Consider the following 24,971-nt stretch of genomic DNA (forward strand, 5'->3'; position numbering starts at 1 on the left):
GCCTTTCCTATTATTTCTTTAGTAGTTCCATATCCTGCCTGTCTGCCGATAAGACCTTTTCATAGTCTTCCGGCAGAAGCAAATCCAGTTCTTCCTTATGCCTTAGATAAAATTCTCCCGCCTGTTCAAGACTATTATCTGCCGCTTCCTGTTTCCCCATTTTTGCCAGGATCACGCCTCTGTCATGGCGAATCCACAGCTGCTGCCACGGCATCCGGAATTCCTCTTCCCGCAGCGCCGACTCGCTTAACTCAAGATATCTCAGGCATTCCTCATAATTTCCCTGCTTATAGCTTAACAGTTCATAATGCCTGTTTTCTTCCAATACCGCTTCCAGTATGATTTCCTTCCAGAAATCGCCCGGCCTGTCATCATTCAGGGAGCACAGGAGAAAGTTCTCAAACTTGTTCGTGATATTGATGGGCGGCATATTGGCATCTTCCAATATTTCATTCATCTCATCAAAAAATACTTTGACACGCTCGGCGCCCTCTAGTTCCAGGTTTTCATCAATGGTAATGAAATTAAAATAATATAGAAGAACCAGCTGGTGCTTGGTTACTGCCTTCTTCCGGCTATTAAGCTCGCTTAGCTTGGTGCTGCTGAGGATTTTCGTCTTAATGCTCCTAACGCGATGCTCCCAGATGGCTCCCGCCGCATTTCCGGCCAGCTTATCCAGGGAATCCGCTTTTTTTCTTTCATCTTTTTGGTCAAGCACGATGTCCGGGAAGAACTCCACAAGCATTTTTCTTAGGAATTCGCTTTTATTGTTCGTCCGCCGTGCATTGTTGCCCCCTTCGTCGGCATATTCATCCACGTTGCCAAAGAGTTCGACCAGTTCTTTCTGAATCTCATCAAAGACCCGATAAGCAGATCTGCTGGAGCCAATCAGATATCCGGCATTGTCATCCAGAAACTCAAACAGGCTCTTTTCATCATTCAGATTATGTATCTTTGCCAGGGCAAGCCTTGTATAGTCGTTTTCCCTGCCTCTGTGCCTGTCATAACTATCCATCACTTGATCCAATTCCATAAAGGTATTCTTTTTATTCCGGAGGCAGTATACGTACACAATTTCTTCCATCCTGCGCGGGTCCGGCCTTTGGATCCCGTCTGATGACACGCTCGCCAGAATCCGGGAAAATATAGGATAGTCCATCCCCAGTGCAAATGCGATTCTATAAAGAATCTCTCTTTTGCATTCTTCCTGCTTCAGATAATTCCGGATATCCTGTCTTTGCACCCATTCCAGCGTCCGGTAGTTTTTCCGTTCTCCATTATTATGCCTTTCTATGATCATAAAAAGGTCTACATATTTCTCAACATCCAGATACAGGATATCATCATAGGCAATATTCTCTTCCAATTCATATTTGTCCAGTTTATAATTCTTTGCCTTGTATTCCTTCACTTGCTCTATCGCCCGGCTTCTGGCCAGTTCCAATGCATCATTGCCCTCATCATAGTTAAAAATATTGTAATCAAAGACTTCTATCGTGGACATTCCATTCTTATCTTCTATCTCGAATCGGTACTTTCTGTCTTGCTCCAGATAAGTACATTTCACCTGGGGAATTTTCCTTGCCGCGTCTTTGCACAGATATCTGCGCAGGACAAACCCCAGCGTGATATTATTCTTGGAGTTATTTAAAAAATTCAAGATTTCTCTGGGATCATCTCCAAGATCATCCCACTGCTGCTCCAAACTTGCCAGATTACTTTCTCCATAACTATCCAGACAATAAGGCATCTCAACTTCCTCCTTGGTAACCGTGCTTTTCTTCTATTATACAAAACTTTCCATATAAATTCCACAATTAGCCAGATTCGCCCGTTCCATCACGATAATGCTAAAATCGTCCCTTCTATTTCCTTCTTCTTTTTCTTCGCAGCCCAGTCTTTTCATCTGAAAATTTCCATCCTCTGTCATCCTGTTCATCATTCTAAGGAACTTTCTCTCCGTTCGAAATTTGTCTTTCATGCCATCCGACAGGATGACGAAGCCATCCCATTTTGAAGCGTCTCCTCTTCCTATCTTGATGTATCCCTCTATATTTTCATCCACCGTAAGATACGCAGTATATCCGCCAAAACTATTTAGCGGCCTGGATATAATCTTGGCTTTGTCCTGATTCCATGCTCCTATACAGCCATCGCCCAGGTTCAGGCTGACATATCGCTCCTGGTCCACCGCTATCATGCAGAGCGTGGATGCATAATCCAGCGCGTCTGCTTCCATAATCCCGGACAGGCCGCTAAGCCATATCCGTATCTTGTCAGCTACATTTTTTGCTGCCTTCTCATACTTTGCCATATATAATTCTTCAAAATATTCCGTAAGATAGTTGGCAATCCCTTCAATCAATAACTTTCCCCCAATATCCGAAGCCTTGGATTCGCTGCATCCATCTGCCACGCCAATCACTGCGATTCCATTTTTTGATGTATAACAGATACGGTCCTGGCCCATAGGGAGGTTTTCCTCATGGCATTTCCCTGTCATTTGAATTCCCTTTACTCTCCAGCTCATTTATCTACGCTCCCGTCTTTTTATTTTTCAGATTCATACTATCAAAACAAACGGCTCACTTTTTTTCTGGATTTTTGTCAGAATGACTGTACTCGCAAAAAAGAGAGACTTCTTAATTCGAAATCTCTCCTTTTCACGCAATCATTTTATTTATGCCATCTACCTGCCATATCTCTATCCGCAATGATGTCCGCACTCGCCATGCCCATGTCCGCCGCAGTCTCCATGGCTGTGGTCATGATGCGTGCACATCGTGTCAGGATCATAGTTCAAGGTTCCAGCCAGATAGGACTCTACCTGCGCATCTGCGTCTCCCTGCGCGCCTGGGAACAGTTTGATGCCTGCCTCTGCCAGCGCATTCCTTGCGCCGCCGCCGATACCGCCGCAGATCAGCACGTCAATATTGCCATTTGCCAGGAATCCGGCTAATGCGCCATGGCCCTGCCCATTGGTATCTACAACTTGGCTTCCCGTAATCTTTCCGTCCTCGACATCATATACCTTGAACTGTTCCGTATGTCCGAAATGCTGGAATACCTGTCCATTTTCATAAGTTACCGCTATCTTCATATGTCTTCTCTCCTTTTCCATACCTGGGGTTTCTGAATGACATTCTGCCAATCCATTTAAAGAACAGTCAGAAGTCTTTTCTTTCACTGCTGCCCTATGACTTAATTCATAGTCTCCGCCTTCGATCTGAAGACTGATTCCTTCCACAAGGAATCTTGCCAGCTTCTTGCGTGCTTCTGCATACAGCATCTGCACCGTCGCTCTGCTTACTTCCATCTGCCGTGCGCATTCCTCCTGAGTATAGGCCATATAGTCAATCAGGCGGATGCATTCGTACTCTTCCACCTTCATATTGATTCCATATTCCGTCTCAGTCCCTCTGGAAATAAAATGGCTGTTCTGTGGCATCTTTAAGACTCGCTTTTTTTTCCCTGTTCTTGGCATTCGCCCTCTCCTTTATTAGCATATGTCAATATAATCATTATATGCACTTTATTAGCATATGTCAATAATAAATCCAATAAATTACGCCATCCATCTAGCCTGCATTGCGTATCAGCCTCTCTGCCATAGCCTGGACATCCAGAACCGTGACTAATCCTTCCTCCACCGCATATATTTCCCTCTCGATGGCGATGTCTTCGCTCTCTTTTGCAGCCTGGCTTTTAATCCTCTGCCCTTCTTCCGGCGTTATGATGGAGAGGCCATCGGTAACGCACAGCCCCATATAGTACTTTCCGGTTTTTAAGATTATCACGAGCGGAAGAAACTCCTGCTCTTCATCCTCCTCTTTTTTAGACAAGATCGGGACTATCATTCCTTTATAATTGCACAGGCCGATAAAATGCTCCGGAAGGCATGGAATCTTTGACATCTGTATATCCCGGCAAATCTCTGCCACATATTGAAAATCAATGGCATATTTCTTGTCGTCTCCATTCAGGCACAGCAGTTCCCTGCCGCTATCATTTTCCATCCTGTCACTCCCTTTCGTACCTGCTTATCACCAATTCCGTATCCAGGGCCGCGCATATCTTTCCATTTCCCATGACGCTCAGCCCGCCGATGCCGGTATTTCTGAAATTCCCGCCAAACAATGGTGGCAGAGGCTTGATTACCACCCTCTTCTGCTCATACATGGAATCCACAAGAATGCACCCCTCCGCATCACTACTGTTTAGATAGATTACGATTGCCGTATCCGGAGTATCTCCTGGAAGATTAAAAAACTGCCGAAGATTTATGAATGGAACCATCCGGTCTTCAAAACGTATATAATCTTTTCCATGAATCTTCTGCACATCCTGCCTGCATTCTTTATACTCCATAAACCGGAATACATGACGGGCCGGCATAGAGAACCGGCAGTCCTCTACTTTAAACCGTATACATTCTACCGTTGCCAGCGTTAGCGGAAGGACCATGATAAACGTTGTGCCTTTGCCTTCCTCACTCTGTATCCTGATATGCCCTCCGGCATTTTCTATAATATTCTGGACCACGTCCAGGCCTACGCCTCTTCCGGAATACTCCGTTACCTCCGAATTTGTTGTAAACCCTGGTAACAGTATGAATTCGCATAGTTCTCGAAAGTCATAGTCTTCCTCCGGTCTTTTAAATAATCCCTTTTCCCGCGCTCTCTGCCTTATGGCCTCCTCGCTGATGCCTCTCCCGTCATCTCCCACGGATATCCGAAGCTCGCCGATCGTGCTTTCCACCTCGAATCGAACCTTTCCTTTTCTTGGCTTTCCGGCAGCCTCACGCTCCTGCGGCGGCTCGATGCCATGGTCTACGGCATTTCTCATAATATGCATCAGTGACTCCGAGATATATTCTACAACGCTCTTATCAGCCTCCACATCACTGCAGTTTACTACTAATTCTGCTTCCTTATTCTGGTCTCTTAAGATATCCCGAAAGACCCTGCGAAGCTTGGGTATGATCCTGCTTACCGGCACCATCCTGGTCTCCATGACGGTACGCTCCACTTCTCCTATCAGGCGGCTGATATGGCGGGCGCTGCCCTCCAATAATTCCGTATTTCCGCTTTTTTCCAATTCCGATTCCAGCGTCAGCATATGGATCATCAGTTCGCCCGCCAGATTCTGCAATTTATCAAGCCTGTCCGCGCGCACATTTAAAAAATCATTTTCCTTGCTCTCGCCGTCCTCCTGCTTATTATCCGCGGCAGGCTTGGCTGCCTGCTCCTCTTTATCATAAACGACCTCGCAGCCCGCCACAAACAGGCCGTGCTTCAAAGTCTCAATCACTTCATCCTTTTTACCGCTCTTAAATAATATCCAGATTCCATTTTCCGCTATATATTCCGAACAATTCTGGTCTCTTTCCGGATTCTTCGGATAACTTTCCATACTCTCGCACATGCTGCTAATTTGACGAATCAGCATATATGCCCTTACATTCTCCATGCGGCAGCCTTTTTCAAGGCTTACCCTGGCCAGGGTTCCCGCTCTGCCTTCCAGTGCATCCGGTATCCTGACGCTGTCTGGATTCCCGCTTTCCCCTTCCTTTTCAATTGGTTCTGCTGCTTCCGGCTCCGGCGCTTCAGCCTTCTCCTTTTCTGACTCGAGGTACTGTATTGTATCCTTCTCTATCTCGTCTGCGCTATTGGGGCTATAGTCGTCTGCTGCCATGCAGTCCATCTCATTCTCTATGAAGTCCAGCGCCCGAAAGAGAAGATCAAAAAGTTCCGGCTCTGCCTGCACGCTTCCCCCCTGCTGCTCTCTATAGTATGCAAAAAGATCCTCAAGCTTATGTGCCATAGATGCCAGATCCTTAAGCCCCATCATAGCCGACGACCCTTTTATCGTGTGCATGACCCGGAAGATATTGCGAATATCTTCCTCCGTAAAAGTATTATTTTTTTCTGCCTCTAATAAGACCGCGCTTAGCTGCTCGGTCAGCTGCTTTGTCTCCAGCAGGTATACTTCCAGCATTTCTTCCATTTCTGAATCAAAATACCCCATCTACATCTCCGCCACTTCTTTTATGCTATCGTACCAGACACTGCGGTTTTTCCCATTCCGCTTGCCATAATAGAGCGCCTTATCGGCACAGTTTATGTTTTCCTCAATCCCTTCTTCTTCCTGATATACTTGGAGGCCAAGCGTAACCGTACAAAAGAATTCCTGATCCTCGTGAACAATCTTGAAATGTTCGACATCCGTCCGAATCTGCTCGCTCAGCCGATATGCCTCATCGGCCGTAACATCAAAAAGGACGATCAGAAATTCTTCGCCGCCCCAGCGGATTACCTTGTATTTTCTGCATATCGCCTCAAATATATTGGCAATGCATACCAGCGTCATATCCCCTGCTTCATGGCCATATGTATCATTCACCTTTTTAAAATCATCGATATCTGCCAGTATCAGCACATTTTTCTTTTCTTCCGCCGAATGATCCTTGATATCATCCGACAGATCGCCGATTACGTATCTGCGGTTATAAAGGCCTGTAAGGCCATCACGGAAGGCCATATAGTTTAATTTTTCCATGCTGGTGCGAAGTTCCTGATTCTGCGCGTTTAACTCATCCTTCTGCTGTTTCAGCTGCAGATGAATATTAACCCTTGACTGCAGTTCGGCATGGACAAACGGCTTTTTGATATAATCATAGGCGCCTACGCCGAACCCCTTGATCACATCTTCATCTTTATCCTTTGATGTCAGAAAGATAATCGTGGCGTTATTCTGGTCAACCTCTTTTAGCCTGCCAAACAACTCGTATCCATCCGTATCCGGCAGCACCACATCCAGCAGGATCAGATCTGGCTGATACTGTGCGATCCTCTCCATGGCTTCCTCTCCATTATGTGCTTCGCAGATGAATACTTCGTCCCCAAGCGCTTTCTTAATTTCCTTGCATATCAGCAGGCTGTCATCTATTACCATTACAACCTGTTTATTTTTCGTGCTCATAATTGCCCCTCCGTAGTTACTCATATTACAATGGTTGTCTTTTTTATTGTACTTACCTGAATTCTTCCATCCTCAGCATGAAAGAATACGGTACGTCCATAGTTTTTTCCTGTATCTTCTGCCAGTATCGACACCCCCTCTTTATGAAGGGCCTCCTTTGCCGCCATAACGTTCCTGGCTCCAATCTCCATATCTCTTTCCCGTGTCTTAAACATCCTGGCTCCGCCAACAAGTTTGGCCGTAATCTGCTTTTTCTCTGCCCCGCTATTTACCATCGCCCGAATCAGTTCTGATGCCCCTTCTCTTGCAAACTTATATGGATTCCCTTGATCCACCGCATCTTCTTTCCTGGGCAGAATAGCATGGGCCATGCCTGCTATCTTATTCTTGGGATCGTACAGGCAGATCGCCACGCAGGATCCAAGCGCATAAGATGCCAGAACCTGCGTTTTTCTGGCTATCTTTCCTTCCGCAATGCCTACCATGATTTTATCCATATGCTACTCCCTGGACTTAAGGACGACCGTTTCCAGCGCCTCTAGTTCTGGAAAAAATAGTATCCTGCCGATAAACGACTCGCCATCTATATAGAATGTATTCTCGATCAAGAGTATGTCATCACTGGCCTGAGCGATTCTACTGAGCGGGGCGCTAAGTATCGCTCCTCCCATATCTATGCACAGGCTCGGGACTGATACGTCTATCTCAATTTCCAGCAGCTGCGATAGCGCGCGGATATACGATCCGCATACGATATTGCCGAGTTCGCAGATGAGCGACTCCTCCATCTCGCTTAGTCCGCCAAGCCCCTTTATGTCAGAGTCCAGAATAGCATTGAGCACGTATTCGGTAAATGTCTCATCCAGCAGAAAGAGAAATATTCCGCTGATATCTCCGGATATCTCCACCAGGATCCCTGTCTGCACCTCTTCCGTATGCCCAATGGCATCAAAGAGCTTCTGATACTTTACGATGCTCACGCCCGGGCTTCTGATATCAACCTGGCATCCCATCATCTGCGCCAGCGATGTGACAGCATTGCCCGTTCCTATATTCCCCATCTCTCTTAGCAGATCTCTTGCAGATTCGTCAAGATCCGAATAATTTTTCATATCGCTTCTCCTCTTAGATTTCGAATCTTTCCACCAGTTCCTTTAATATCTGAGCCTGAGCGGAAAGTTCTTCGCTTGCTGCGGCACTTTCCTGGGACATCGCTGAATTCCCTTGCACGATCTCTGATATCAGCTCGACGCTCTTTCGAATCTGAATGATCGCATCGGACTGCTGCGTGGAAGCCTCTGATATCACTTCTACTTTCCGCTTCACTTCCTGCGCGCCTTCCACAGATTCCTGCATCTTGCTTACTGCCGCATCAACCACCTTCTGGCCAGCCTCCACGGCGTCCGCATTGCGCACGATCAGTTCTGATGTCAGTTTGGAGGCCTCTGCGGTCTTAGCTGCAAGCCGCCTGACCTCTCCTGCCACGACAGAGAATCCCCTGCCCGCCTCGCCAGCCCTTGCTGCTTCTACTGACGCATTCAGAGCCAGTATATTCGTCTGGAAGGCAATATCCTCGATTTCACTTACGATCTTGGTTATTTCTCTTGAATTCTGCTTAATCTGATTGATGGAACCCAGCAGTTCCTGCATCTGCCTATTATTCTCCACCAGGCTCTCGCCCACTTTATTGGCAAGCATGCTTGACTTTACGGCCACATCGGCATTATTCTTCACGCCGTCCGATATCTCATTTATGCTGGCCGCCAATTCTTCAATAGATCCAGCCTGCTCAGAGGCCCCTCTGGCAAGCGCCTGGGCATTGTTGGATACCTGCTCGGCTCCGCCTGCAACCTGTTCCGCGCTTCCTCCGATCTGCTGCATAGAATCTGAAAGCAGCGCTGCGATCTCTTCCATGCCCTCTCTGACCTTCTCAAAATCCCCGGCAAACTCGACTTCTGTGTGGTATTTCAGTTCGCCTTTTCCAAGCGCCTCCAGTCCCCTTCTGATCTCCGCAACATAGGAATTTAAAGTCTGCGCGGTATTTCTGATATTTTCGGAGAGTTCTCCAAGTTCATCCCGCGCCGTATATCCAATATTGATATTCAGCTGGCCGCTGGTAATCTCGTTGGCGGCTTTTTGCACCTCCTTGACAGGTTCCGTAATGCTTTTGCAAATCGCTATGCAGAGGATGATTGTCATTATAATGCATGCCACTGCGAGAATCAGGAATATGATAATGGTATTGACGCTGGAATTCTGGCTGCCCACCAGTTTATCCTGCGCATCTGCCAGCGAGAGTTCTACCACCTCTGACAGCGTTTCTTTTACCGTCTCGACTTTGGGATTGTAGACGCTAAGATAATTCTGGTACGCCTCCTCGTCCTTCCCTTCTTCCAGCAGCTCCATGACCGCGGCCCTAACAGGAGTCAATTCGTTCATCTGCTGCACCAATGCATCTACCTTGTCCTGTCCGCTCACATATCCGCTGGCCAGATTCTCCAGTTCCTTCTGATTCTGTTCTATGAGTTCCCGTGTCTTCTCCAAATTGGCATTGTTACTGTCCACTCCGTCCGTAGTAGCCATGATGAGGATATTCCTGTTTATGACCTGCATATCCGCAATAATCTTAAGAGACGACTCTACGTTTGCAAACGGCCCGTAATACAGGCTCTCTATTTTCTCGGACATATTCCGGATATTCAGTACCGCCGTTGCTACCGTAACGATATATAGAATAATAATGCTTATGAAAGCGACAGCTAATTTTCTGCCAACTTTCAAATTCCTGAATCTTTTTCTCATATGCCACCCCTTAATTTTCCGGCTGTCCGATTACGCTGCGTATCGTCGCTTCAAACTCATTTTTTTCAAAAGGTTTTACGATAAATCCCATTGCGCCCATTTCTAATGACTTGATGATCATGCTCTGCTGCCCGATTGCCGAACACATGATGACTTTGGCCTCGGGATCTGTCTTAAGTATCTCCTCCAAAGCCTCCAGCCCCGTCATTTCCGGCATCGTGATATCCATGAGTACCAGCCCCGGGCGATTTTTGATAAATAACTCTACCGCCTCGGCGCCATTTGCCGCCTCGACGATATCGGTCATCCCGCATTCAGCCAGATGCTTGCGGATTACTTTCCTCATAAACATTGCATCATCTGCAATCAATACTTGTGTCTGCATAATTACTCCCTTCCCCTATGCATTTGATAGATTTTTATATATAGCAGGATGTACTGTCTTAAGACTTGACTCTTCTGCCGAGAGCAGTTCTGAATGTCCGATAAGCAGATAGCCTCCAGGCTTGAGATGCCGCTCCAAGGATGATATCAGCTTCCGTCTGGAAGCCTTATCGAAATAAATCATCACGTTACGGCATAAGATTAGATCAAACTTCTTCTCCTGAGGAAATTCCTCCATCAGGTTATGCTTCATGAATGTAATGTTATATTTCAGCCTCTCGTCAATCCCAAAATGCTTTTCATCAACAATGTAGCAGTATTCCTGCTGCCACTCTTTCGGCAAACTGTCCCACTCCCGCATCGGATAGACAGCCTCCTGTGCCTGTCTCAGGACTTCGCCTGACAGATCTGTTGCCAGAATCCTTGTCGATGGCACACCCGGAAAACGCTTCCTATAGTCTGCAAGCGTCATCGCAAGCGTATAGCACTCTTCTCCTGTAGAGCATCCGGCGCACCAGATATTATAAGTTCCATAGTGCCTTCCATCATATGTCTCCGGCAGGATCTCATCCCTTAAAATGGAAAAATGGCTGGGTTCCCTCATGAAATATGTATAATTCGTCGTCAGGCGGTTGATCATCTCTCCCGCCATATCCCCGTCTTTGTCCATTTTAATCAATTCCAGGTACTTTCCATATGAATCAATTCCCCGCTTTTCGAGTTCCCTCGACAGTCTGCACTCGATCAGTACCTGCTTCTTGTCAAGATTAATTCCATAATTCTCGCGGATATATCTCACAATATCCTCGAATTCACTTTCTCTTAGCCTAATCACGTTTCTTTCCCCATACTCCTGGCTGTATCTCTTCCAGAAGTTCTTCACTTATCTCTTCAATGCCTGCATTGCTGGCGGCAATTCCATATAGCATGCCATCCTCTCTTCGCTTCCTTAATATAATGCCGCATTGCGAATCTTCTCGCTTCCCCAGCCTATAATAGATTACCAGGCTTCCCTTATATGGAGAGATGCCCAGGATTTCCCGGTCTCCCTCCGGGATCTCCCAGATGTCAGGCTCCCTGATGATCGCTCCCACATCCTCCGGCAATATGTAGACAGCTTCTTCATCTGTTTTTATGACTATATGCTCCATGCTCTCCCTTTTCCCCTGCTGTTCTTAGTTTCCCAATATCTATAATATAGGCCAGCACATTCTCTTCCATTTCGTTTTTTGTCAATGCCGCGGCCTTCAGATATCCGTTTCTACTGTTTATAATAGGCCTGTCAAGCCTGACAGCCCCGGAAGCCTCTATCTCCCTGAAGCCAAGAACCTGATCCGTCACAAGCCCCAGCTGCCTCCCATCGGCTTCCACAATGACGGTATACCGTTCCTTTTTCTCCTCATCCCTCGCCAGAAAGCATAAGGGCATATCTTCTCCCGCCTTTTTTTCTTCTGTCACTTTTATAACGCAAAAAAGTGGAACCAGAAAATAGAATTTACCTGACACAACCAGCAAATATATTTGTTTTGTCTCTTCCATTTCCTGTTCCACCCCTTTATCTACACCAATTACCATTATCATACTGTAAATTTCAGAAAAATTCAATATACGCATTGAATATATACCTATAAAAATGGTATAATCCCTTCAATCTATAAGACAACTTTAGAAATAAGGAGGGCGCTATTATGAAACAGGCTTATATTATCCGTTCTGTTATCTACATACTGCTTCAAAGCATCGTCTATGGCTTTGGCAACCCGCTGACTAAGACTGCCTACGAAAGCATTACTCCATTCTGGTGCCTGTTCTTCCGTTTTTTCCTTGCCTTCCTTATCTTCATGCTTTTCTTCGGAAAATCAATTATTAAACAGTTAAAGTCCGCAAAAATCCTGGATATCCTGCCCGCCAGCCTTTGCATGGCATTTGCCTATATCTGCTGCAACATAGCCCTGTCGCTTACCTCCGCGACAAACGTAGGCTTTCTCATGTCTCTCCCCGTCATCTTTGCGCCTATTCTTTCTACCATTATACTCAAGGAAAGATATGCCTTAAGCCACCTGCCGCTTCAGATCCTGGTGATTGCAGGATTGATTCTTTTATGCATGCAGGGCGGAAGCCTCTCATTCAACAAAGGCGATCTTTTCGCTTTGATGACTGCTTTCTTTATCGCAGGCTCGCTGGTATTTGGCAAGAAATCCCTGGGCACCCATCTGGATCCTATCACGATCTCAGCGACTCAGGCCGGCTGCACCGCCTTATTCAGCCTTATCTTTGCGCTGGTATTTGATGATGTCAGCGTAATCGCGCATATTAAGTTGCCTGCCTGGGGCGTAGTCGTCTATCTTGCTATATTCTGCACATTTATTGCATACTTGCTTCAGAATTTTGCTTTGTCATGGTCTCCTCCATCCCTGGTTTCCATGGTACAATGCAGCCAGCCGGTGCTTACTGCCATCATTTCCTTTCTTCTTCTTGGCGAAAGGCTTGGTACGCTTGGCTTGATCGGCGCATTCATCATCCTCGCGTGCACGCTGGCTGAAAGCATTAAGAGCCGGAATGAGAGCAGGGATTAGCGCTTCCTGCTTTCAAAATATATAAACTGTTCGATGGAGTCCAGAATATCCTTGAAATCTTCTTTTGGCGCCAGATCAATATACTTTTTCAGGATCTCTTCTTCATTTCCTTTATATCTTCCATAGAAAATATCATAGAGGTTATGCCCGCGCATATAGATCTTGATTTCTTCCATATGGCTTTTCATATCCTGTATCGTCAGCAGATCCTTTCCAAGAATCTCCAAAAGTCTTTTTCCGCTTTTTATTTTATGCAAATATTCGTTCCATTTTTCAAAGAGAATCTCATAAAAGGCTTCTTCCGACTTTATGATCCCGAGTTTCTCCATTACCAGAGGGTTCAGGAAATAGTTCTCAAAGGAATAATATTTTAGCACCAGCACATTTCTCTTCGTTACCCGGGGCAGACGGTCGATATCTTCCGAATTTCTCTCCTCATAATATCTGCATAGCTGATTCTTCAGCATATCGCTGTCCTTGCCATCCCCGTCCCGTATCATCAGAAAATTATCCTTCAGGTAGATCTGGTTCATATACTTTAAGTTGGCGTACGTCTTAATATTCGTGCAGCTATTCGTGGTAATGATGGCAATCCTCGACAGGTTCCCCTCGTCATCATACGTCTCGGAATAATATTTCTTAATCAGCAGAGGAAGGCGGCTCTTATCCTGCTTTCCTTCCACGATAAACACAAAGTTTACATTCATCAGATCATTGGCGGAATATCCCAGATCATCCAGGACCGCGCTGATATCCGTCTTTTCACAGACCTGGGAATATCCATCCTCGCCAATTACGACCTGGCGGATCTGACGGCTATTAAAATTAGCCAGAAGATTAGGGGAATGTGTGGAAAATATTACCTGGCTGCTCCTGGAGAGACGGTATAGTATCTCGCCTGAGACTTTCTGAAGTTTGGGATGCAGGAATATCTCCGGATCTTCTGCCATGATCACATCCCCTGCCTGCTCTTCCTGTTCCTCATAGGTCTCCAGAAGAGACAGCATATAGATGCTTCGCATTCCCTTGCCCATACAGTTTACCGGCCTTCGCCTGTTCTGCTTCTCATTGTATATCTCCGCCGTAACGGAAAGCATCTTTTCTATATCCCGGTTCATAGAATATAGAATCCTGTCTCTTCCCCCATTTTTGCGGAAGTTCTCATTGACACTCTGGGAAAATGCATCCAGGTTCAGCTGGTACAGCTTATAATCCAGCAGTTTGGCGGCTTCAAATGCATTCAGTTCCTCTGTCGTCTTCTGATGAATCAATCCTATGCAGGAAAAGCAATGGTTGCATTCTTTGGCCCGGTCAAACATGCAGCAGCCGGAACGCATCTGCTTGAGGAGTTCATCTTCCTGCATCATAAGCAGGTCATCCTGGAACTGGTCAAGGTTCCTCTGGGTATCCATATAATAAACTTTGGGAAATATCTGAGGGATGTAAGGATTATTCTTCTGGCAGCCATCGCCATATCTTGTCTTCCCATCTCTGTTTACGACGAATTCAAAGGCCAGAATTCCATCCTGATAGGAAGGAATCTTCTCGCAGAAGTCTCTGTGCCAGGCCTCATATCTGCGGTAAGGGCTCACAATTCCTCTTCTGTGAAGCCTCTTAAGATCCTCTTCTTCGATCTTCAGGGATATGCAGATTTCTATATTGGGAAAATCCTCCTGAAAATCTTCCTCTCTCACCACATAGTCGCCGCTCGCCGCTCGGATTGCATCCAGAACGGCCGTCTTGCCGGTGTTATTCTTCCCCACCAGTATCAGAGCATTCTCAATCCCTCCTATATGCATATCTCTTATAGATTTAAAATTCTTTATCCGTAGATCTATAATTCGCATGCTTTGGCCTCCCATTCCAGACTATTTGTAGGAAACCACCTGGATTCCCATATCGCGCGCTATTTGTGCCCAATGCTCTATCTCCTCATCCTTTGGTCTTGCAAATTCCTTCGGAGGAAGCTTCATTCCCAATTCCTTATACTTTCCCTCTCCTAAAGTATGATAAGGCAAAAATTCCAGTTTTGCGCCATTTAATTCATGCCTTATAAACTTTAAAGTTTCCATAATATTCTTATCATCCGTGTTTACTCCATGAATAGCAGGGATTCTAATTACCATTGGTATATGAAGCCCCGCCACCTTGGATGCATTTGATAGTATCTTCTCATTGGATACACCCGTAAAATGCCGATGTCTTTCCTCATCCATATGCTTCAGATCGTAAAATATCAGATCCATCTTCTTAAAGATATCTTCCACTTCTTCATAATTGAAATATCCACACGTCTCCAGCGCAATGGATATTCCCATATCGTAAAAGGCCCCGGCCAGTTCTCTTAGGAATTCTGCCTGTACGGTAGCCTCCCCGCCAGAGAATGTAACGCCTCCTCCGGAGTTTCGATAGAATATCATCTGCTTCTTTACCTGCTCAATAATCTCCTCTGTCTCCATATATCTGGTCATAGGGTTCCTGATCGTCTGTCCCTCCGGATTCGAACACCATAGACAGCGAAGAGGGCATCCGGCCAAGAATACGTTGGTCCGGATTCCCTCTCCGTCGTTGACAGAGTAATTCTGGAGCTGCATGATATAGCCGCCCATGTAATATCCTCCTGTCTGTTATATATTTTTCAGCCCGGCCATACAGGCTTTTCTTTAGAATTCAGCATGCTCCGTTCTGGCAATGATCGCATCCTGCATCGACTTTGACAGATTCACAAACTGTGTGCTGTATCCTGCCACACGGACCAGCAGATCCTTATAGTCTTCCGGTCTCTCCTGAGCCTCCCTCAAGATCTTGGAAGACAGGGTGTTAAACTGCACATGGAACGCGCCCAGCGCGAAGAATGCCTGAATCATGGCTCCCAGGTTTGCCTGCCCTCTCTTAGTCGCCACCAGTTCGTGATTGAGCCGCAGATTCAAAAGCGTGCCTCCCGAATGGATCTCTTGGTTCACCTTTGCAGCAGAGCGCATCGCGGCAAGCGGCGTGGAGGTATCCGTTCCTACATACGGAGATACGCCCTCGCTGGAAGGCTCCCCATTCTTTCGCCCGCAAGGCGTGGCTGCCAGAACCCGCCCCATCGGTATATAGTTGGAGATCCCCATAAATGCCGTGTTAAAAGGAGAACCGAACACATCCTTATACTGATGGATCTCCCGGTAATACCAGTTGGCAATCTCAATAGCAATCTGGTCTACATAATCATCATCATTGCCGTACTTTGGAACGGCCTGGGCTTTGGCCCGAAGTTCTTCAAAGCCCTCCCAGTTGGCAGTAAGCGCTGCGTCCAGTTCCGCCATGGTGGCTGCTTTATCTTCAAATACCAGTTTCTTGATCACCGCAAGGGAATTGGCCACTACGGCTAGGCCGATACCTGTGATCACCGGTCCCACATTATACTTGGCTCCCCCATTGCTTAGATCCTTTCCATCCTCCAGGCACGCCTCGATGCAGGAGGATAAGAACGGACGAGGCACCATTTCCTGATGAAGCTTCTGAGCCTCCAATGTGGCAATGATCGAATGTTTGCACAGATTCTTAAACTGCTTATAAAAAGCCTCCTTGACCTCTTCGTAAGATTCGAATTCCCGGCAAGGCCTCTCCGAAAGCCCCATCTTCTCTCCTGTCATCCGGCTCTTTCCTTCATTCAGCGCATATTCCAAAGCGCAGCCGAAGTTGACGTTGACCGCCGCGGTCCACTCTCCGGTCTTTCTATAATGAGGAACTACGCACCCGCAGTTGTTCCAGTCCCTGGCATCCTCCGGCTCATATCCGGCATTGATCAGCATCTGATAGCCCACGCTGTCATTGTGGATCGCAGGGAATCCGGTTCCCTTGCTGACCAGGTTGGTCACTGCCGCCAGGAACTCTTGCGGACAGTCCGCATGAACGCGGACGCTAAGCCCCGGCTGGTGCGTCTTTACTTCCTCGGTAGCCTTAAGCGCCATATAAGTAATATCATTGGTGGCATCCAGGCCTTCCCGCGTCCTTCCCCCAACCGTCAGATTCTGGAATTGGTTATAGCCTGCGAAATAATCCGCTGTATTGGCCGAAATCGTCCATACCCATTCCGAATATTTCAGCCATAGGGCGTCGATCAGTTCCTGCGCTTCCTCCGGCGTAATCGTCCCTTGCGTCCGATCCTTCTGATAATAAGGATTCATATACTGGTCGAACCTTCCCGGATTCAAAGACAGCGGGTTCTCCGACAGGATCCCCCCGATCTGGGTGAACCAGACGAACTGGATTGCCTCATAGAAAGTCTCCGGCGGGTTTTCCGGAACCTTTCTGCAGTTTGCCGCAATATTGAGCAGTTCTTCCCTGCGCTTCTCATCCCTCTCCTCCTTTGCCATCAGTTCCGCCGCTTCAGCGTATCGGTTCGCAAACCGGATGATGCCCTCGGAAGTAAGGATTACGGAACGGTAGAAGATAATCTTATCCATATCCTCCGGGGAAGCCTCGTTCAGCATGGAGATCTTCTCCTTCGCTTCCTTGATGATTCCCCCAAAGCCCTTCACGAACAGCACATCCTGATAGTCCGGCGTCACTTCGCCTACCGCCTGCCGCCATTTGGAATCGTTGTCAATGACCCCGGTATCCACGCCAATCTTCCTGGTATCCTCCGGAACCCGGGCAAGAAACGCCTCCTCTAAGGATTTGTCCTTCCAATAAGGAAAGATATTCTCCCGCACAAACTTCCTCTGCTCATCCGTCATCACATAAGGATCCTGGGGACGCTTGTCAAAGTCATCCATCTCCTTGTCTACCCACAGCCAGGAAAACTCCGGCGTCAGGATTCCACATTTGCGGAACTCGCCAATCGCCCCAACGATCAGCTCCCCGTCGAAAATATGTACCGTCAGATTCTCGCAAGTGTCATAGAAGGCCTGCGCCCTCCTGATCGCCACATGCTGTCCCTCCGTCTTCTTGTGCGATTCAGTCCAAAGCTGCGCCCTCTCGCACGAAATGGCTGGCTTTGCGTTAATATAATTCTGCCGTATTTTTTCAATTCTATCTGTTAACATATGTTTTGCCTCCTTTGAAGGAATGGTTGGGTTACAATTAGTATATTCCTATAGCTCGTATTCTTCCATATGCCTCTTATCTTTGATTATAGTATCTTCCTATAGTTATTGCAACAAATAAGCCGTCCACTATCACCGCCTTTTTCTTTAGAATCTTTGTGAATTGAGGGCTGAATCAGCCTTGGATAGATAAATTAAACCTTTAGAAAAAATCTCCTGAGATGAGATTGAATATACAAAAAACTCCCGGACGCATGTGTCCGGGAGTGTCTCCTACTCTATTATACTGTATTGAAGGTATTCATACAGAAGGGTGGTCCCTTCGGCAATCTCGGGAGGCAGCAAGGCTCTTGCCACCATCTTCGGCTCCGCCTGCGGATCCTCTTCATCAAGTCTTCGGAGCATCGCATAATCTCCATCGATTCTTTCAACCGTGTATTTGCAGGTCAGCATTATGCCTCCTCCTTCCCAAGTTCTATGATCCTCTGGTTCCGGCTTCCCCGGAAGACCAGCGTCACATCTTTCTCCTCTTCGATAAATTCGCCATCCACCAGCACATCGATATAGGAAAGCATCTCTTCCGTCACTTCCGTGTGCACCCTGCCCCCTTCGGGCAGATCCACATCATACAGATAGCCCGTGTAGCACCATATATCCTTGTCAGGATAAGTTTCCCGCACTCTTTTAAGCAGCCCTGCCAGTTCCTTCTGGTTCTCCGGCTCAAACGGCTCCCCGCCAAGAAGCGTCAGGCCCTGAATATAGGAAGGCGCAAGAAGACGGATGATCTCATCTTCCGTCTCCTTCGTATAAGGCATCCCATAGTCAAAGTCCCACGTCTCTTTATTAAAGCATCCCTTGCAATGGTGTCGGCATCCTGACACGAACAGGCTGACCCGGACACCCGGGCCGTCTGCGATATCGCATTCTTTTATATTTCCATAATTCATATTGACAAACCTATTCCCACATAATGATTGCAGCCTATATCTTTATTCCTATACTTTTTAGGCTTCTTTCTACAGATGAAGTACTCTGTCTTTAATCTCCTGGGTGCGTCCCTGATTCCAGAACTGGGTTCCGATATAGCCGCAGGTCCTGCGGGCTACGAACATCTTATTCTGATCGCGGTTTCCGCAGTTCGGGCACTCCCATACGAGTTTTCCGGACTCTTCCTCCGTAATCTTGATCTCTCCATCATAACCGCAGCATTCGCAGTAATCACTCTTCGTATTTAATTCCGCATACATGATATTATTATAAATGAACTGCATCACCGACAGCACGGCAGGAATATTATTCTGCATATTAGGCACTTCGATATAACTGATAGCGCCTCCTGGAGACAGTTTTTGGAAATCCGCCTCGAATTTTAGCTTCTTGAACGCGTCAATCTCTTCCGATACATGTACATGATAACTATTTGTAATATAATTTTTATCGGTAACTCCCTCTATCATCCCGAATCTCTTCTGTAGGCACTTGGAGAACTTGTAGGTGGTAGACTCCATCGGCGTTCCATACACGGAATAGCTGATATTCTCCGCTTCCTTCCACTCCTTGCACTTATCGTTCAGTCTCTGCATAACCTTCAAGGCAAATGGCCTGGCCTGCGGATCCGTATGGGACTTGCCCACCATGCGCATGCACATCTCGTATAGGCCGGCATAGCCCAGGGAAATCGTAGAGTATCCGTTAAACAGCAGCCGGTCGATCTTCTCGCCCTTCTTAAGCCGTGCCAGCGCGCCATTCTGCCACAGGATAGGCGCAACGTCCGATATCGTTCCAAGAAGACGTTCATGCCTGCACCGTAACGCGCGGTGGCAAAGTTCCAGACGCTCGTCCAGAATCTTCCAGAACTTGTCCATATCTCCCTCTGCAGAGCATGCCACATCCACCAGATTGATGGTTACCACGCCCTGATTGAAACGGCCGTAGAACTTATGGCTTCCATCCTCATTCCGCTGGGAATCCTCCACCGTCAGGAAGGAGCGGCATCCCATGCATGGATATACATCGCCCTGCTTCAGCTCTTTCATGATTTTTGCGGAAATATAATCCGGGACCATGCGTTTTGCCGTACATTTTGCGGCAAGCTCCGTCAGGTACCAATATTTAGAATCCTCTGTAATATTATCTTCATCTAATACATAGATCAACTTGGGGAATGCCGGGGTAATCCACACGCCCTTTTCGTTCTTCACGCCCTGCATTCTCTGAACCATGACTTCTTCTATAATCATAGCCAGGTCTTCCCGGATCTGGCCATCCTCTACCTCATCCAGATACATGAATACGGTCACGAATGGAGCCTGTCCGTTACAGGTCATCAAGGTGATCAATTGATACTGGATAGTCTGGATTCCGCTTCTTACTTCATCCCGAAGCCTTCGCTCCGTCACCTTGGCAATGATCTCCTCATCCAGCGCCTCGCCGCATTCTTTGCGCTCCTCGATTACATTCTTGCGGATCTTCTGACGGCTGATGTCTACAAAGGGTGCCAGATGCGCCAGAGTAAATGACTGGCCGCCGTACTGGTTGCTTGCAACCTGGGCAACGATCTGCGTCGTTACGTTGCACGCCGTAAAGAAGCTGTGGGGCTTCTCGATCAGCGTCTCGCTGATGACCGTTCCATTCTGCAGCATGTCCTCCAAGTTGATCAGGTCGCAGTTATGCTCCTTCTGTGCAAAATAATCGGAGTCGTGAAAATGAATGATTCCCTCTTCATGGGCACGCACGATTTCTTCCGGAAGCAGCACGCGTTTGGACAAGTCCTTGCTTACCTCGCCGGCCATATAGTCACGCTGGGTTGAATTGATGACTGGATTCTTATTGGAGTTTTCCTGGTTCACTTCTTCGTTAATATGCTCAAGGAGAGATAATATTCCATTATCCGTGGTATTGGACTTTCTGGTCAATTCCCTTTTATAACGGTAGCGCACGTATTTCTGTGCAACCTCATATCCCCGCATCTCCATGATGCCGGTTTCTACCATATCCTGGATATCCTCTACATTCACCGCATGAGGGATCTCTTCCACCCGGTGTGCAATATTGTCTGCAATCGCGTTTATCTGGTATTCATTCATCTGGTGGAGGCGGTCTACCTCTTTGTTCGCCTTGCGGATAGCATTAATAATTTTTTCAAGATCAAAGGAAACTTCCTCTCCGCTTCTCTTGATTACGTTCGTCTTCACTTCAATACTCATGATGATTCCTCTCCTATATCCACTAAATGTTGGTCCGCTCTAACTATTCTCATACAATATCTAGCGCCACATAATATAATACTGCAAAATCATCATAAAAGAAAGAGGAAATTTTTAATATACAATATTTACTTTATCTTTACCATTTTGTGCACTATTTCTTATCATCTATCAGGCCCAGGTGGACAAAAGTTTTCCAAAGGCCATCCTCGTCTATGGAATCTGCGATATAATCCGCAGCCTCTCTGGCTTTTGCAGTACCATTTCCCATAGCCACTCCGATGCCTGCATACCGGATCATCTCCAGGTCATTGTCATTGTCGCCTATGGCAACAGAATCTTCTCTTGCATAGTCCCCGGCCAGAAGAATCTGCCGGATGCCCTCCGACTTATTAATGTAGTCGGGCGTAATCTCGCCAGCCCACTTTTCTTCATATGGCACGCTCAGGTTTACAATATGGAAAGAATATCCCCATTTTGCAAGAATATCCTCTCCAGACATCTGATTGCTGAATACCACCAGTTTCTCCACCTCTGGCACATCCAGCACAGAATCTATCGGCACCGGCGGCTTAACGCTTTCTTTCGCCACTTCCAGGTTCTCATACATCCTCTCCCTGATTGCCAGATATGCTTCCATATCCTGACTCAGGACATAGCTTTCTCTTCCGGTCTCAATCTCAACCACGCACTGGTGCAGCAGCAAGTCATTCATCAGCTCGATATAGGCCAGCTGGGTAAAATACCTGTGGCTGATGCATTCCCCTTCATACTCTACATATCCTCCTGAACTGGATATAATCCCGTCAAATCCAATATCCAGGATCTCTTTGTCAATACGCGTATACGTGCGTCCTGTACTGATGCATACCTTGTGTCCATTTTCTCGGGCCATATGAATCGCTTTTATTGCGGAATCGGGAATTATACCGTCAAAGTCCCGGATCGTCCCGTCAATATTCAGAAATACTATTTTCCCCATAAATACTTTCCTTTCTCAGTTTTGCAACGATTCTTCCTAGTTTTATGCTATTTCTATGTTACCACATATTTTGATTCTGCAATACCAGTAAGTGAATTTTTACCAAAACTGTTTTTAAATAAGTACAATGGGAAACGGCAGATCACGGGCGCTGGCTGAATTTCCTGTTATATCTCCATTACTTCTTTTAATCGTTTCAAATCTCCGTCCAAATGCTGATACATGTCCACATAGAATGGATACAGCCTATCATACGCCTCCACCCATTCATCCACCGGCTGGATGATCTCATTCACCTTTACAATCTGCTCTACTGCCTTGGTCAGATCCGGGAACACTCCAACTTTATGGCCTACGATCAAAGCATCTCCAACCGGAGCATCGCCGGATTTTTCATCCAGAAGATATACCGGCATATGGAGCATGGAAGCTTTTATCTGGGACCAGGTACGGCTTTTGGCACCGCCGCCGCAGATCCTAAGAACCTTTGCTTTCGCGCCGGAGGCCTTTACCGTCTCCATCACGTGCCGCAGGGCATACGCCGTGCCCTCGAACACAGAGCGGATTAGATCGCTTCGCTTCATATCCATGCCCATGCCGATAAACATTCCCCTGGCATATTCATTCCACAGAGGCGCCCTCTCTCCTAATAAATACGGGAAAAAGAAGAGGCCGTTGGATCCTGGGGCCGATTCAAGCGCCAGTTCATTCAAGTAAGTGTAAATATTCTTCTCGTGGGCAGCCGCATACTCCCGCTCCTCTGCTCCCAGCGTCTCTATAAACCATTTAAGCGCTGCCCCGCTGGTCTGGATCGGCGCGTCAAAGACCCAAGGCATGCCATCTATCGCGCAAGGCTTCGTCACAACCGGAATGTCCGGCGCGCTCTTTACATCGCTGCCTACGAATACCAGAGAAGTCGTTCCGGAGGACTCCCCTGCCTCTCCCAGACGGCTAAGGCCTGTGGCGTACATAGACGCCATCGCATCGCTGCATCCGGCAACTACCGGAATTCCGGCAGCAAGGCCTGTAGCCTTGGCCGCCTCTTCGGTTACAAATCCAATAATCTCATCTACCAGCTGTGGCTTTGGAAGCACTTCATTCAGGTTCACGCCGATCACGTCGCCGATCTCATCAGACCACTCCATGGTATTGATATCCAGACACTGCGTCCGTGATGCCTGGTCGATATCCATCGTCATCTTTCCGGTCAATTTGTAATTAATAAAGGAACTTGCCTGCAGGAAGCATGCGGTTTTGGCAAATAGCTCCGGCTCATTTTTCTTAAACCACAGAATCTTATTTGGAAGGAACGCAACCGCCGGCTGTCCTCCCACGATTGACACAAAGCGGTCGAATCCCACTTGATCCACGATGTAATGCAGTTCCGCGGCCGAGCGGTTATCCTGATACGTCAGGGCATTGCGCAGCGGATTGCCGTTCGCATCCACCGGAAGCATGGTTACAGTATGGGAACTGACGGAGATTCCCCGTATTCGCTTGACCACTTCCTTGCCGGCCTTCTCTGTAAGCGCCCGGAAGATGTCCACGGTATTGTCCCACCACTGCGTCGCGTCCTGTTCCTGCATATTCGGGCCTGGCACCAGAAACCGGCTGGGCTTGCTGGCCTCAGCCACCACGGTTCCATCCTCGCTGAGTATAATTGCCTTGATATTCGTTGTCCCGCAATCCATTCCTAATAAATAATTCTCTACTCTTCCCATCTTTATTTCCTCCATATTATCAAAATGTACCTAGCTGAACGTTCATATTCTTTATACTTAAGATAACAAAATAGCATACAATACACAAAATCATATTTTCCTTTTTATTCAGGAAATTTCTGACTTCTTATTCAAATATTATTGCCGTTATAATACGGCAATATCGTGTTTGAAAGCATTTGTCCCGCTCTCTATACTTAAAGTGAAATAAATAGAAAGGAGCTGTTCTTAATTATGAAAATGAAAGCAGCATTAATGTACGGGCCAAACGACATCCGTATCGAAGAAACCGAAAAACCAAAGTGCCCCCAAGATGGCCTTATTATTAAGATTATGTCCGTGGGCCTGTGCGGCTCTGACATCCGCAATCTGACAACCGATTCCAGAAAAGGAAATTATCCGTTTATCTACGGTCACGAGATTGTCGGATATGTAGACGAAACCGGGCCTGACCAGACGAAATATAAAGTCGGCGACAGGCTTTTCCTGTTCCCGGGAACCTATTGCATGGAGTGTGACGAATGTATCAGCGGCCACAGCGAGAACTGCTCCAATAAAGAAGTAAGTTCTCTTGCTGGAACCGGCGGTTTCGCCCAGTATGTAGCAGTAAAGGGAGAAAAAATCCGCCGGGGAGGCATCTATGAGATTCCTGAAGACGTCTCCTTTGACGCCGCCAGCTTAGGCGAGCCCCTTACCAGCGTATTCGCCTGTCTGGAAAATGTAAAAGTGGGCTACCCTGACACGCTTGTTATCATCGGGGCCGGTCCTATCGGATGCTTTATGGCGCAGCTTGCCAAATTCCGCGGAGCACAGAAGGTGATCATGCTTGACCTAAATGACAGTCGGCTGGAAATGGCCAAAAAATTTGGCGTAGACATTACCGTCAACAGTTCCAAAGAAGATCCTATCGAAGCGGTCAAAAAACTGACAGACGGGAAAGGCGCGGACAAAGTCATCTCCGCCACTCCGGTCAATGCCACCCAGACGCAGAGCATTCATATGGTAAAAAAGGGAGGCCTGGTCGTATTCTTTGGAGGCGTTCCCAAGGGCTCTATGACCGAACTGGACTGTAACCTGATCCACTATAACAACATTTGGATCAAAGGCCACTTTGGCGCATCCTACAGCCAGTCTAAGAGGGCATTCCAGTTGGCCATATCCCCTACATTCCCTACAGAGAAGTTCATTACCCATATTCTTCCTCTGGATAAGATTAACGAAGGCATCAAGCTGACGCGGACCGGAGAGGCTATCAAGGTCGTGCTCCATCCATGGGATGAATAACA

The 24,971-nt window shown here is 47.1% G+C and carries 23 protein-coding genes; 2 read left to right on the forward strand and 21 right to left on the reverse strand.

The window, feature by feature from the left end:
- Nucleotides 1-10 precede the first annotated feature (10 nt).
- The 13 genes from K0036_RS18030 to K0036_RS18090 all read right to left on the reverse strand — a co-directional run bounded on the left by K0036_RS18030 (nucleotide 11) and on the right by K0036_RS18090 (nucleotide 11,595).
- Nucleotides 11-1,750: a hypothetical protein gene (locus tag K0036_RS18030; RefSeq protein ID WP_220430327.1), complete on the reverse strand. Its 1,740-nt coding sequence runs from the start codon at nucleotides 1,748-1,750 to the stop codon at nucleotides 11-13.
- Between the two features lie 36 nt (nucleotides 1,751-1,786).
- Nucleotides 1,787-2,530 carry a protein phosphatase 2C domain-containing protein gene (locus K0036_RS18035; RefSeq protein WP_173694364.1) on the reverse strand — a complete coding sequence of 248 codons (744 nt, stop codon included), beginning with the start codon at nucleotides 2,528-2,530 and terminating at the stop codon, nucleotides 1,787-1,789.
- 174 nt (nucleotides 2,531-2,704) lie between these two features.
- Nucleotides 2,705-3,484: a NifB/NifX family molybdenum-iron cluster-binding protein gene (locus K0036_RS18040; RefSeq protein WP_220430328.1), complete on the reverse strand. Its 780-nt coding sequence runs from the start codon at nucleotides 3,482-3,484 to the stop codon at nucleotides 2,705-2,707.
- A gap of 94 nt (nucleotides 3,485-3,578) precedes the next feature.
- Nucleotides 3,579-4,016, reverse strand: a complete 438-nt coding sequence (locus K0036_RS18045) for a chemotaxis protein CheW (protein WP_025641246.1) — start codon at nucleotides 4,014-4,016, stop codon at nucleotides 3,579-3,581.
- Nucleotides 4,017-4,020: 4 nt separating this feature from the next.
- Entirely contained in the window at nucleotides 4,021-6,027 is a 2,007-nt protein-coding gene (locus tag K0036_RS18050; RefSeq protein ID WP_220430329.1) for a chemotaxis protein CheA, read from the reverse strand.
- The gene (locus tag K0036_RS18055) at nucleotides 6,028-6,981 is read right to left on the reverse strand and encodes a diguanylate cyclase (protein WP_025641245.1); all 954 of its coding nucleotides are present in this window, start codon (nucleotides 6,979-6,981) and stop codon (nucleotides 6,028-6,030) included. It lies immediately after the preceding gene.
- Between the two features lie 20 nt (nucleotides 6,982-7,001).
- Complete coding sequence (locus K0036_RS18060; RefSeq protein WP_025641242.1) at nucleotides 7,002-7,478, reverse strand: chemotaxis protein CheD; 477 nt, start codon at nucleotides 7,476-7,478, stop codon at nucleotides 7,002-7,004.
- 3 nt (nucleotides 7,479-7,481) lie between these two features.
- Nucleotides 7,482-8,093: a chemotaxis protein CheC gene (locus K0036_RS18065; RefSeq protein ID WP_173694360.1), complete on the reverse strand. Its 612-nt coding sequence runs from the start codon at nucleotides 8,091-8,093 to the stop codon at nucleotides 7,482-7,484.
- Between the two features lie 13 nt (nucleotides 8,094-8,106).
- Nucleotides 8,107-9,783 carry a methyl-accepting chemotaxis protein gene (locus tag K0036_RS18070; protein WP_220430330.1) on the reverse strand — a complete coding sequence of 559 codons (1,677 nt, stop codon included), beginning with the start codon at nucleotides 9,781-9,783 and terminating at the stop codon, nucleotides 8,107-8,109.
- Nucleotides 9,784-9,793: 10 nt separating this feature from the next.
- The gene (locus tag K0036_RS18075) at nucleotides 9,794-10,168 is read right to left on the reverse strand and encodes a response regulator (protein ID WP_025641237.1); all 375 of its coding nucleotides are present in this window, start codon (nucleotides 10,166-10,168) and stop codon (nucleotides 9,794-9,796) included.
- A gap of 15 nt (nucleotides 10,169-10,183) precedes the next feature.
- The gene (locus K0036_RS18080; protein ID WP_220430331.1) at nucleotides 10,184-11,002 is read right to left on the reverse strand and encodes a CheR family methyltransferase; all 819 of its coding nucleotides are present in this window, start codon (nucleotides 11,000-11,002) and stop codon (nucleotides 10,184-10,186) included.
- The gene (locus tag K0036_RS18085; protein WP_173694358.1) at nucleotides 10,995-11,318 is read right to left on the reverse strand and encodes a hypothetical protein; all 324 of its coding nucleotides are present in this window, start codon (nucleotides 11,316-11,318) and stop codon (nucleotides 10,995-10,997) included. The genes K0036_RS18080 and K0036_RS18085 overlap by 8 nt, the downstream gene beginning before the upstream one ends.
- Nucleotides 11,290-11,595 carry a chemotaxis protein CheW gene (locus K0036_RS18090; RefSeq protein WP_220430332.1) on the reverse strand — a complete coding sequence of 102 codons (306 nt, stop codon included), beginning with the start codon at nucleotides 11,593-11,595 and terminating at the stop codon, nucleotides 11,290-11,292. Before K0036_RS18090 ends, K0036_RS18085 begins: the two co-directional genes overlap by 29 nt.
- 260 nt (nucleotides 11,596-11,855) lie before the next feature.
- On the opposite strand from K0036_RS18090, the gene K0036_RS18095 reads away from it, so the two are divergent.
- On the forward strand, nucleotides 11,856-12,743 hold the full coding sequence (locus tag K0036_RS18095; protein WP_220430333.1) for a DMT family transporter: 888 nt from the start codon (nucleotides 11,856-11,858) through the stop codon (nucleotides 12,741-12,743).
- Here K0036_RS18095 and K0036_RS18100 read toward each other — a convergent pair.
- From K0036_RS18100 to K0036_RS18135, 8 genes are all read right to left on the reverse strand, one after another.
- Nucleotides 12,740-14,590 carry an ATP-dependent nuclease gene (locus K0036_RS18100; protein ID WP_220430334.1) on the reverse strand — a complete coding sequence of 617 codons (1,851 nt, stop codon included), beginning with the start codon at nucleotides 14,588-14,590 and terminating at the stop codon, nucleotides 12,740-12,742. The two genes, K0036_RS18095 and K0036_RS18100, sit on opposite strands and share 4 nt — an antisense overlap.
- A gap of 21 nt (nucleotides 14,591-14,611) precedes the next feature.
- Nucleotides 14,612-15,352 carry a glycyl-radical enzyme activating protein gene (locus K0036_RS18105; RefSeq protein ID WP_025641226.1) on the reverse strand — a complete coding sequence of 247 codons (741 nt, stop codon included), beginning with the start codon at nucleotides 15,350-15,352 and terminating at the stop codon, nucleotides 14,612-14,614.
- 54 nt (nucleotides 15,353-15,406) lie between these two features.
- Nucleotides 15,407-17,776, reverse strand: coding sequence for a glycyl radical protein (locus K0036_RS18110; protein WP_220430335.1), 2,370 nt, complete (start codon nucleotides 17,774-17,776; stop codon nucleotides 15,407-15,409).
- 273 nt (nucleotides 17,777-18,049) lie between these two features.
- Nucleotides 18,050-18,229, reverse strand: a complete 180-nt coding sequence (locus tag K0036_RS18115; protein ID WP_025641223.1) for a hypothetical protein — start codon at nucleotides 18,227-18,229, stop codon at nucleotides 18,050-18,052.
- Complete coding sequence (gene nrdG / locus K0036_RS18120) at nucleotides 18,229-18,723, reverse strand: anaerobic ribonucleoside-triphosphate reductase activating protein (RefSeq protein WP_025641221.1); 495 nt, start codon at nucleotides 18,721-18,723, stop codon at nucleotides 18,229-18,231. Before nrdG ends, K0036_RS18115 begins: the two co-directional genes overlap by 1 nt.
- A 69-nt stretch (nucleotides 18,724-18,792) precedes the next feature.
- Nucleotides 18,793-20,982, reverse strand: coding sequence for an anaerobic ribonucleoside-triphosphate reductase (nrdD, locus tag K0036_RS18125; RefSeq protein WP_173694354.1), 2,190 nt, complete (start codon nucleotides 20,980-20,982; stop codon nucleotides 18,793-18,795).
- 154 nt (nucleotides 20,983-21,136) lie between these two features.
- On the reverse strand, nucleotides 21,137-21,964 hold the full coding sequence (locus tag K0036_RS18130) for a Cof-type HAD-IIB family hydrolase (protein WP_025641219.1): 828 nt from the start codon (nucleotides 21,962-21,964) through the stop codon (nucleotides 21,137-21,139).
- A 167-nt stretch (nucleotides 21,965-22,131) separates the two neighbouring features.
- Nucleotides 22,132-23,685, reverse strand: a complete 1,554-nt coding sequence (locus K0036_RS18135) for a xylulokinase (RefSeq protein ID WP_220430336.1) — start codon at nucleotides 23,683-23,685, stop codon at nucleotides 22,132-22,134.
- Between the two features lie 234 nt (nucleotides 23,686-23,919).
- Here K0036_RS18135 and K0036_RS19615 point away from each other — a divergent pair, with 234 nt between their 5' ends.
- Nucleotides 23,920-24,969: a zinc-binding dehydrogenase gene (locus K0036_RS19615; protein ID WP_173694352.1), complete on the forward strand. Its 1,050-nt coding sequence runs from the start codon at nucleotides 23,920-23,922 to the stop codon at nucleotides 24,967-24,969.
- Nucleotides 24,970-24,971 lie beyond the last annotated feature (2 nt).

This window comes from [Clostridium] scindens (assembly GCF_019597925.1).
GTDB lineage: Bacteria > Bacillota > Clostridia > Lachnospirales > Lachnospiraceae > Clostridium_AP.